A 9764-nucleotide genomic window follows, 5' to 3' on the forward strand; every position below is an offset into this window, starting at 1 on the left:
CGTTGTGGAAACAGGTGCAGAGAGTGTTATTGCCTCGCTTGGCTCTCTGTCCGTAGCAGACGCTTCATTGATCGGCGGCGCAATGTGGGCATTGTGGGCCGTTTGCTGGGGCATCAAACAAGTGGGGTATGCAATCTTCAATCCATCTGAAAGGGAATCAAATGAATAAGGCTAAACGCTTCTTCGGCTCCGTCAAAAACCAAGCTGCTGTCGCCGGTGCTGCTGCACTCGGTCTGGCATCCACTGGTGCGCATGCCGCCATCAGCACCACCGAAGTCACGACCGCATTGACGGAAGCTGGCGCGGCTGCTGCTGTCGTCGGTGCTGCCGTGCTGGTCGTGATCGTCGGCATCAAGGCATTCAAATACATCCGCGCCGCGATGTAATCGAAGCCGCAAAACTGGGAGGCTTCGGCCTCCCTTTTCAGTTAACAGGGAAGGGGACAAACATGGAAGGCTGGATCGTACTTTTTGCAATGGCTGTCGCCGGGATGATCCTGTTCAAATGAGGAACCTGTTCTATTTCCTCGTCGGCGTTCTGCTGGCCCTGTGCGCATCTATAGCTATGGCTGCTGCGCCCATTACTTCTACGTGGTATTGGGTCGGATCATCTGGCGAATTTAGCAGTCAGTCTGCTGCCTGTGCTGACTACTACGGCAAGTACACAATCCCTAACAGCAATTACCGCAAAGATGGCTATGAGGTCGGTCAATATTCTTCAAGCGATGCTCGAGCAGCCTGCATAATATATGAAGTGCTAGTCTCTAATGGCTCTAGGTCGGTGTCCGTAAAAGCTGTGTTTCAATCGGCATCACGAACAAAGTGCGCCGATGGTTCCGCGCCGAACACATCATTGCCTTCGGCTCAGCAATGCGCTGACCCAACGCCAATTTGCGCGCAAGGTGATTTCGCTGTAACGACATTTAAGACTGGTACTGGTCCTCCGGGTGCAAAATCAGCGACTGTCCCTACCGTAGGCAGTGGCTGGATGAAATGGCCTGAGTCAGACGGTCAATGCAATGTCGCTTACACCAAAGTCGTTGATTGTGAAGGCGTGCTTAATGCTGCCGGAACGGAGCAAACTTTCTATTGCACGTTCTCTGGCAAGAAAACCGGCACTGCTACACCTGCCAGTAGCAACCCGCAACAGCCTTCTACGATTCCTTCTGGATCGTCCACTAAGCCTGCCGAAACCGGTAATTTCAATCCAGCCAAAGGGCAGGGCTGTCCTGAGGGCACCCAGAATATTGGCACTGATTCCACTGGTGGCAGCATATGTGCCGGTTCTGGTACTAATCCTTCCACGCCGACTAAAGTTATCGAAAAACCTGCTCCTACTACCACTACGCAGCCCGATGGCACCACCGTAAAAACGGAAGTGACCAAGGTCACTAATTCCGACGGTAGCGTCACCACCAATACAAAGACGACCTACACCACGCCAGACGGCGCGACTCGTACGCATGAGGGCAGTTCCACCGGCAACATTCCCGGCACTTCCACAAAAGGTAAGAGCGATGGTGGCGGCGCATCAGCTGGTGGTGGCGGTGGTGGCGGATCGGCTTCTGAATCCGACAGCTTCTGTGCAAAAAATCCGAACCTGAACGTTTGCAAAAATTCGACCGTATCAGGGGAGTGTGAGAGCACGAGCTGCGAGGGCGACGCCATCCAGTGCGCCATCCTTCGGCAACAGCGCAAGATCGCCTGTGAGTTCAGCAAGGCCGATGACATGAGCCGATTAGGCGGCAACATGATGAGTGATAACGACCCACTTAAAGGCACATTCCCCACGAAAGAGAATGCTCGAAAAGTCGCTATGCCCGAGCTAAACAAAAACGCATTCCTCGGCGGCGGCTCCTGCTTCGCCGATGTGCAATTCACGGTGCAAGGTCGTCAATTCACGATTCCATTCGCAAAGATGTGTGACTACCTGATCGTCCTCCGTGGCGTTGTCATGCTGCTTGCATCGCTCGCCAGTTGGAAGATCGTTTCCCGTTCAATCCTAGGATAAGAAAATGCCCTTACTCATTATTCAATGGCTCATTGCTGGCTTCGGCATGGCAATGGCATCGCTCCTTGGTCGTCTGCTCGTCGCCCTCGGCGTTTCCTACGTGACATACACCGGTATCACGGTCGTCTCTGATTGGCTCTTTCAAAACATCATCGATTCGTTTGGTCAGATGCCTTTGTCGGTCGTTAATTTTCTCGGTTGGCTGTGGGTCGACAGAGCGCTATCGATGATGTTCTCTGCATGGACGGCAGCAATGGCGCTCAAGGTTGGCGCTGGTGGCTCCATCACGAAAATGGAGTTCAAATAATGAGTTCCGCGCCTATTGAGTTGATTACCGGCTTGCCCGGTAATGGCAAAACGCTCTATGCCATCAAGTATGTCAAGCAATGGTCTGAACGTGACAATCGGCCCGTCTTTTATCATGGCGTGACGCTCGGCGATGAGTTGCACGGCAAGTGGTTGCCAATCGACCCAGAAAAATGGTTTGAAGCACCTCCCGGTGCCATCATCTTGATCGATGAATGTCAGATTATTTTCCGGCCTCGTACGTTGGGCAAAGAGCCACCGCCTTACGTTGCAAAGCTCGAAACGATTCGGCATCAGGGCTTGAACATCGTCCTGATTACACAGCATCCGATGCTTGTTGACACCGCCATCCGTCGGCTCTGTGGCAAGCATATGCACTGCATTCGCAAGTGGGGCACCGAATCCAGCACGATTCACGAATGGCCGTCCGTCCGCGATAACTGCGACAAGACAGCAGGGCGTAAAGACAGTACGAAACATTCATTCAAATTCGATAAGAGTATCTACGCACTCTACAAAAGTGCCGAAGTGCACACCATCAAGCGCAACATACCTGCGCGTGTCTGGATGCTTATGTGTATTCCGTTCGTCCTTGCCGCAATGGTGTATGCCGTCTACTGGCTCACCATTGGCAAGAAAACCAAAGACGCTCCACCACAACAGCCGCAAGTGATCGGGCAGCAGCAATATCAGCAGTCCACTTCGTCTGAGCGGCAAAAGTGGCAGGACCCACTTGCTGATGCGCAAAGCTACATGTTCAATGAAACGCCCCGTATTGCTGGTCTTCAGCACACCGCACCGAAATACGATGGCGTCACAGCACCGGTTACAGCGCCAATCCCTGCCGCATGCGTCAACATGCGCGGTCAATGCAAGTGCTACAGCCAGCAAGGCACGATTCTGGCCGTCGAACTTGCCACATGTGAGCAGATTGTCGAAAAAGGCTTCTTTGTCGACTTCAAACAAGAACAGCCGCAACAGCAGCAAAGCGCCTATGGACAGCCTTACCTAGTCAAGGCCGATGCGTTACGCGTTCCCGTTGATCCTGCGCGGCCAGAACAGGTTGCATCTGCCGTAGGCATCCTCAATGCTGACAGCACCACCGCAGGCCGCAAACCAGAGGGCGTCCGCACTCGCGATCAGGATGCCAAGGGCATGGGCTATGGCGCATCGTATTGAAAGCCAAGCCGCTGAGTATCACTATCGCAGCCAATCCGATTTGAGGATTGGCCGTGTTACTGAGCATGCAGGAACGTTTTGGCCGGTCGTCCCGGCCAGTGACGATGCGAAGGCGTGTTCTTGTGGTGGCGTGCGTTCGTGCCGCCCAGCCATGCGCAGCAGGCGGGCGGCGCGAAGCGCCGCCTAGACTTGTACCAAGGACACTTAAGGAAGAAAGAAAGATTGAAGCTCTAAAGAATTAGAAAAAAGCTTTTCAACAGACGTAAAAAAGCCCCGTTAGGACTGCCATCCACCCGGGGCCAGCACATCAACCCGCTTAAAGGTATTTGACATGCATAGCCGCAGTGTACTCGCCACAAACGACCGTAGCAACCCAAGCCATCCGTTAAGTGACGCTGTAGAGTCACAAGTCTGGAAAACGGTCACAATCCACCAGTTTCCCGATGGCGTCGAAGTCTTCATCGATGAGGCACACCGCACTTGGTCAGACGGCGCTGATTTCGAGGGAATCGACAAGCCGGAAAAAGCGGAACGTGGGGAAGGGGATCGAGAGAAAAACATCGAACGTGCCGCCCGTCGCGCAAAGACCCAAGTTCGCCGCCGCTGCAAAGCCATCCGCGCCAATTGCTTGCTCACACTGACGTATCGTGAAGACATGCGCGATGTAGTGCGTGCACAGCGTGATTTCAAGGCATTCCGTGAACGTTTATCTACGCTAGGCCAGTTTGAATACATTGCAACGCTAGAGCGTCAGGAAGGCCATAAAAATGGCAACCTATCTGCGCAGCCTGGTCGGTCGTCAATTCATATTCATATCGCTTGCCAGCAATTCCCGGCCTATCTGCGTGACGAACACGGCGTTCGCGTCAAAAGCTATAACTTGATCCGTGCGATGTGGCGTCGTGTCGTTGGTCGTGATAATGGCAACGTCGATCTGACCAAGCCGCGAGGCCGCAACAGTGCGCACCGCATCGCCAGTTACATTGGCAAGTACGTAGCGAAGCAAATGGATGCCGGTTTGAACAAAAAGAAGTATTGGTCTAGCCGTGGCATCGTCCTGCCAAAGCCCGAGAAACACTGGTTTCCCGGTGACATGGACACATTCGATATCGTCGTCCAGATTGCAAAGCAATTTGAATTGAACGGTTATTCAGATATTTGCCAGTATGCGGACGGGATGAATCAATTCCTGTGGTTCAGTGCGAGCAGGCCCGGCGTCTAGCGGCAATCGACGTTGTCTTAGGTGTGTAAAATCGATTACATCGCCTGAAACGCGACCGAGCTTTGTCTGCCATTCGCCAATTCCCATTAATCGCATTCGGTTCTGATACTCGTAGTGCCGTAGGCGCAACAGTTCGGGCACCCAGAATGGTATTTTTTCTTCGCCGTTTAGCCAACGTCTGACTGTTCGTTCAGACCGGTGAAGGCTGTCTGCTATTTCTTTGATCGACATTCCAAAGGCGTAATAACGAAGTTCGGCGGCATGGCCATAACGCAAAGTAGGATGCTTCATAGTCCTTTCCATGCATAAAAAAAAGACCGGCAAATTAGGCCGGTCTTGATTGGATGGGAGCCCCATATTCATGGGGCTTTTACAAGGTTTAACTATTTGCGCACTTCGTATAATTTGCATTATGTAAAATAGCATTGCGAAGACTAAGACGTACAGGCAAGGCAATTTGGCTCACGCTCATACGCTCTGCATCCCTGCCTACAGCATCGTAGAAAATCCAGAATTTCCCGCTTTGAGACGCCTGCTAGTTGCAGGCGTTTTTTTTGGTTGGCTACGAAACGATACCGGCGACGTATCTCAGCCTGGCCGAACCTTCCCTTGCGCAGATTGCGGATATGCCAGTACGCCTGGCGAATTTGCACCAGGGTTGCGGCTCTGTCGGCCGCTGTCATCTGATCCCAGGAAAACATCTCAAGCTGTTGCATCTAGGCTACGGTGTTATCGCCATTGTCCCCGGGATCGGTCTTGCGTAAGACGATCTAAAGCCCGTCTGACTGCCTCTGCTTTGCCAATACCTGCGGGTCCGGCATTAGCGTGCTCGTGATTAATCAACCGAGCCGCTACACGATGATCGTTCATGACCGCCGTAAGCAACTTCGTATATTCGATTCCGTACTGTTCGCTAGATGTGAGGTGGCGCTTCCTGAGTGGCTGTTCGCAAATGAATCGACGCCATAGCCAGTAGCAAATTAAGGCTGCCAGAGTAACCAGGAGCGCACATTTCACATACAAGAGAACGTTCATTCAAATCATTGAAAGAATTACCGATGCGAAACATTTTGCCATAGAGCGCTGCGGCATCGTCGCTGGCCGGGACGACCGGCCAAAACGCTCCTGCATGCCTAGAAACACTGCACGGGTGCCTGCGGCATCTGGCCCTTCGGCCAGACTCAAATCGCCCGTGCTGCTGCTGTTTTACGATCCGTTAACCGGTCAGCAATAGTCGGGATCACATTTTTCGTCATGGAACATGGTCGCATCGAACAGCAACGAGAGCGCTGAAAGTCATCCGATTTAACGGTGGAACACATCGTCTTAATGGACTTTACAGCAGGAAGTGGGCAGAGATTCAAACGAATTTAAGCTGAAACTGGCTTAATTTACCTAGGCAATATCTGCTAATGAAAGGGAAAAGGAAGGCTTGTTCATTATCAAGATTAAATTGAACATTTCTTCAGATACAATCGCTCCGCTGATGTGATTCTTATCAGTAGGGGCAACAACAAAAAAGCGCCCTGGGCGGGGCGCTTTTCTGGATGTGGCATGTGATTAACCCAAGGGAAAATCGACAATGACATCAATACAATTTGAAGGTTGTATGCTTAACATATGTCAATACTCTATCCGGATCAAGCGTTTTTCGCAACATAACGTGCAGATTTTTGCGCGTCTGTTGCAAAACAATGATCTCGTATCGACTCGATTTTTCCTTTGTGACAGGAGTTCCTCATGGAATTTCGGTACAAGGAAATTCATATAAAAATTTCCGACTACATCGCGTCAATCGTTATTGCGACGCCTCATATTGAGGCGCTCCGTACATTGATATTTAATAATTTAACTTGAGATACGGGGGCGAAAGCCCCCGTTATTCATTCCACCTAGATCAATCCATTGGCTTGGGCGCGTTTGAAATGCTTAATGCGTTCGCCTGGTGGCAATTGCATGATGAGATCGCGCACCTGGTTCGATTTCAGCCGCGGTGCTGGTGCTGGCCGTGGCTCTTGCATGAATCCAAGGTGACGGGCTACACGAATGCCAATCGGTACCGGCTCGGGGTACTTGTGCCCTTCCCTATGCCAGTTCGGCAGATGGCAGTGAATCGCATGCGGGTACGTGTCGCTAAACACTTGCGTCGTGTTGTAGGCATCGTTCAGATCGTCGCCACGGAATACCCATCGATCAGCAACCAGGGCATCAGGATTCGTGCCCAGGCGAACGGTGCCGATGTGGACGCGTGGCATGGTGCCGTTGGTGGCGCCAGCCGTCATCAACTTCAAGCCATTCGATACGACGGGAATCTTGAGGCGATCCAGGCGCGTCATGCGAACCACGTATTCAAACAACGATTCGCGTAGCTGCTTGTCGACCTGGTTGATGTTCTGGCAGATAAAAAAGATATCCCATCCGTACTTCCTGGCGTGGATGAACCATTCCAGCAGCTCGGCGCGGCCCTTGTCATTGAAGGTGCGCGTATTGAACCAGGACGCCAATTCATCAAGCACCAGCGCGCCGTTATGCGCTTCGTCGAATCCCTTGAGTAGTTTCGGTTCCGGTGCGATGAAGTGATAGCCGATGTCGTCGTAGGACATGACTGGCTGGAAGTCGATGTACTGATTGCCAGAGCCAATCGCGTACAGATCCGCGACACTTGGCTTGTCCGGTACACGAATGACCGTTGCCTTGGAGTGTTTCGGCAGCATGTGTTCCAGGAACACATCGCAGTTCGTGGCCACGCGTTTGCCGTCGCGCAGATACTGACGCAGGCGCTGCATGCCGCCCTTGCCCTTCCCTGACCCGAGCTTGCCGGTGATCGCGTAGACGGCCATTTATTTTCTCTTGTGGCGATCAAGGAAATCATCAGGCAAATCGCTGATGAAGTTGATCCACACATAGTAGAGAACGGCAAAGATGGTGCCGCCCAGGACGATGATTTCCGGCCAGGTCAGGTTTGTCATATCGTTCGCGCCCACAGTTGCAAAATATTGACCTTCCACTTATACAGCTCCACCAGCACCCAAAAGCTGATGTACGCCGTCAACAGACCAGCGACGCGCGGCGGAATGACCATGCCGACGCCAGCTCCGAACATGGGGTGCAGTTGACCAGCCAGGACAGGCAGCGAGCCTAGCGCCGCCTTGGCAGCGATAAACAGACCGACGATCAATGATCCCAGGATGATGCTAATGGCCGTCGCAATCGCCACTTTCTGCGAGAAGAACTTAACGAGCCAGCCTGCGAAGGAAGCGACGACATTGACAAACAGGATTGAGAACAGTGGCATGCGATCCCCTTACGCGTGATTCTTGGCAGTCGCAGAAGCGACCAGGCCCATGACAGCAAATCCGAAGAAGGCAGACCAGAGCAATTCAAATCCCAACGTCACCGGCGGAATGTATTTGCAGACGTCCGACGTGACGGTCCGGCCACCAGGAATCGGCAGCGTGAACGAGACCTCCTGGCATGTGCCTTCCGGTATGGTCGGCATCCAGCCCAGGGACGTATCTTTGCCGGTATCGGTGACCGAGTTTTGAATGGTCGTTTTCAAGCCGTCGATGGCCGTGTCCAGTGCTGCCGTTGCGGGATCAAGTGCGCCGGTGGCTGTCGCGGTGCCAGTCTCATCAATCTGGCATTTGGGGCGACCTGGTGAACCGCACTCACGCGGCCCCGTGTCAGGCGTTCCCGTCGATGGCGTGGTGCTTGGTGTCACGGTTGGATTCGTTACGACCGATGTGCTGGTCGTGGTCTGGCCGGTGACGCTGTTCGTCGTTTGTGACTGCTGCGTTTGCGTACTTGGAAACGACAGCATTTGGTCGCCGTATGTGGTGCCTGTTGCAGTCGGCGTAATGGTCATCCATTGAGAAACGGTCGTCGTGTCAATGGAACCATCAGGGCGTGTCGCTGTGGTCGTGGACACAACCTGCGGCGAGGTGGAAACCGGCAGGCCACCGAAGTCGATACCGTTATTCGCTTTGAGTGGATTGTAGTCCCCCGGCCATGCACCCTCATACACACCTTCGTCACGCTTCAATGCGTCATACATACGCTTTGAAAATCCCGAATGCGATTCAAGGCGTGCCATCGCATCAGCGTGAATTTGCGCTTCATCAATCGGGCGAAATCCCGGTGTGTAGTAGTTGGTGATTTTCTTAATGTATTGCACCTCGGTCTGTGCGCAGCCCGTACATACATTGTGGGTGTAATAGTTCCGGCATACCGTCCCATTGTTTTGCAACTCAGTACGATATGACCAACCATCTTTTGTAAATCCCGAGATACCGGCTTTCCATGACGCCCATCCATTACAGGTGGTTTCAGGCGAGCGCGAGTTGTACTGTGGATAGCCTTCGATGCCATAGCCAGTGCCAGCGGGATCACCTGGTATTCCTGGTTGCTCTGGACCCTCAACGCGGCCATCGGGGCCGAGGCGATATCCCTTATCGTTCATCTCAGCCAGAAATTCACCGATGGCGTATGCAGTGCCGACAAACGGTGTTGCTTTGGCGATTGCTTTACTCGCCGCTTTTGCGATCGCAGCCTTGGAGATGTTCGCCGTCTGTGACACGGGGACTTTAACGGCGGTGCCGCCAGCGGTTCTAACGGTGGCTTCGCCGGTGATTTTTGCTTGTACACCGTTGGCCGTTGCGGTCGTGACGGTGTTCTGTTGAGCGTTGTTTAGGTACGGATTGTACGAAGGTGGATATTGGCTGTATGGGCCGACTACATCGGTTGGTATGACGCCACCTGCGGTCGGATAATTGATCTGTGCATGCGCACTAGTCCATGCTAGTGAGACGAAGAGAAGGAAGAGGATCAAGGCAGCGTTCACGGAACGAGCCATCCAGGCACTGAAATTCCGCATTTGACATGCGTTCACGTAAGGAGCGTTCATAGGTGGATTTCGTTGTGCAGGCCGCCAGCAAGAAGCTGACGACCGCTAGGGTCGTCAGGTTGTGCATGATGATTACTTAGCGCGCGAGAACGCTTTTTTCATCATGGAGATGCCCCAGAAGCCACCGGCCACCAGTGCTGCGAT

At 53.0% G+C, this 9764-nt stretch carries 10 protein-coding genes; 5 read left to right on the plus strand and 5 right to left on the minus strand.

Annotated features, from left to right (window positions below; genetic code table 11):
* The first annotated feature begins 161 nt into the window (after window positions 1-161).
* The 5 genes from QZ725_RS10440 to QZ725_RS10460 all read left to right on the plus strand — a co-directional run bounded on the left by QZ725_RS10440 (window position 162) and on the right by QZ725_RS10460 (window position 4717).
* Window positions 162-386: a major capsid protein gene (locus QZ725_RS10440; protein WP_293779250.1), complete on the plus strand. Its 225-nt coding sequence runs from the start codon at window positions 162-164 to the stop codon at window positions 384-386.
* A 601-nt stretch (window positions 387-987) separates the two neighbouring features.
* Window positions 988-2010 carry a virulence factor TspB C-terminal domain-related protein gene (locus QZ725_RS10445; RefSeq protein ID WP_293779252.1) on the plus strand — a complete coding sequence of 341 codons (1023 nt, stop codon included), beginning with the start codon at window positions 988-990 and terminating at the stop codon, window positions 2008-2010.
* Window positions 2011-2014: 4 nt separating this feature from the next.
* On the plus strand, window positions 2015-2317 hold the full coding sequence (locus QZ725_RS10450; RefSeq protein WP_293779254.1) for a DUF2523 family protein: 303 nt from the start codon (window positions 2015-2017) through the stop codon (window positions 2315-2317).
* Window positions 2317-3495, plus strand: a complete 1179-nt coding sequence (locus tag QZ725_RS10455; RefSeq protein WP_293779256.1) for a zonular occludens toxin domain-containing protein — start codon at window positions 2317-2319, stop codon at window positions 3493-3495. The genes QZ725_RS10450 and QZ725_RS10455 overlap by 1 nt, the downstream gene beginning before the upstream one ends.
* Before the next feature lie 331 nt (window positions 3496-3826).
* Window positions 3827-4717 carry a hypothetical protein gene (locus QZ725_RS10460; RefSeq protein WP_293779258.1) on the plus strand — a complete coding sequence of 297 codons (891 nt, stop codon included), beginning with the start codon at window positions 3827-3829 and terminating at the stop codon, window positions 4715-4717.
* Here QZ725_RS10460 and QZ725_RS10465 read toward each other — a convergent pair.
* The 5 genes from QZ725_RS10465 to QZ725_RS10485 form a co-directional block, all read right to left on the minus strand.
* Window positions 4646-5143, minus strand: coding sequence for a helix-turn-helix domain-containing protein (locus tag QZ725_RS10465; RefSeq protein WP_366774114.1), 498 nt, complete (start codon window positions 5141-5143; stop codon window positions 4646-4648). The genes QZ725_RS10460 and QZ725_RS10465 overlap by 72 nt on opposite strands.
* A gap of 1466 nt (window positions 5144-6609) precedes the next feature.
* The gene (locus tag QZ725_RS10470; protein ID WP_293779262.1) at window positions 6610-7557 is read right to left on the minus strand and encodes a zonular occludens toxin domain-containing protein; all 948 of its coding nucleotides are present in this window, start codon (window positions 7555-7557) and stop codon (window positions 6610-6612) included.
* The gene (locus QZ725_RS10475) at window positions 7558-7686 is read right to left on the minus strand and encodes a hypothetical protein (protein ID WP_293779264.1); all 129 of its coding nucleotides are present in this window, start codon (window positions 7684-7686) and stop codon (window positions 7558-7560) included.
* On the minus strand, window positions 7683-8012 hold the full coding sequence (locus QZ725_RS10480) for a DUF5455 family protein (protein WP_293779266.1): 330 nt from the start codon (window positions 8010-8012) through the stop codon (window positions 7683-7685). Before QZ725_RS10480 ends, QZ725_RS10475 begins: the two co-directional genes overlap by 4 nt.
* A 9-nt stretch (window positions 8013-8021) precedes the next feature.
* Complete coding sequence (locus QZ725_RS10485) at window positions 8022-9557, minus strand: hypothetical protein (RefSeq protein WP_293779268.1); 1536 nt, start codon at window positions 9555-9557, stop codon at window positions 8022-8024.
* Window positions 9558-9764 lie beyond the last annotated feature (207 nt).

Source organism: uncultured Oxalicibacterium sp., from assembly GCF_913776015.1.
GTDB lineage: Bacteria > Pseudomonadota > Gammaproteobacteria > Burkholderiales > Burkholderiaceae_D > Oxalicibacterium.

What these genes read in the sequence shown, in the direction of transcription:
- QZ725_RS10440 (WP_293779250.1), top strand. Translation starts at nt 162, where the DNA reads ATGAATAAGGCTAAACGCTTCTTCGGCTCCGTCAAAAACCAAGCTGCT.
- QZ725_RS10445 (WP_293779252.1), top strand. Translation starts at nt 988, where the DNA reads ATGAAATGGCCTGAGTCAGACGGTCAATGCAATGTCGCTTACACCAAA.
- QZ725_RS10450 (WP_293779254.1), top strand. Translation starts at nt 2,015, where the DNA reads ATGCCCTTACTCATTATTCAATGGCTCATTGCTGGCTTCGGCATGGCA.
- QZ725_RS10455 (WP_293779256.1), top strand. Translation starts at nt 2,317, where the DNA reads ATGAGTTCCGCGCCTATTGAGTTGATTACCGGCTTGCCCGGTAATGGC.
- QZ725_RS10460 (WP_293779258.1), top strand. Translation starts at nt 3,827, where the DNA reads ATGCATAGCCGCAGTGTACTCGCCACAAACGACCGTAGCAACCCAAGC.
- QZ725_RS10465 (WP_366774114.1), bottom strand. Translation starts at nt 5,143, where the DNA reads ATGCTATTTTACATAATGCAAATTATACGAAGTGCGCAAATAGTTAAA.
- QZ725_RS10470 (WP_293779262.1), bottom strand. Translation starts at nt 7,557, where the DNA reads ATGGCCGTCTACGCGATCACCGGCAAGCTCGGGTCAGGGAAGGGCAAG.
- QZ725_RS10475 (WP_293779264.1), bottom strand. Translation starts at nt 7,686, where the DNA reads ATGACAAACCTGACCTGGCCGGAAATCATCGTCCTGGGCGGCACCATC.
- QZ725_RS10480 (WP_293779266.1), bottom strand. Translation starts at nt 8,012, where the DNA reads ATGCCACTGTTCTCAATCCTGTTTGTCAATGTCGTCGCTTCCTTCGCA.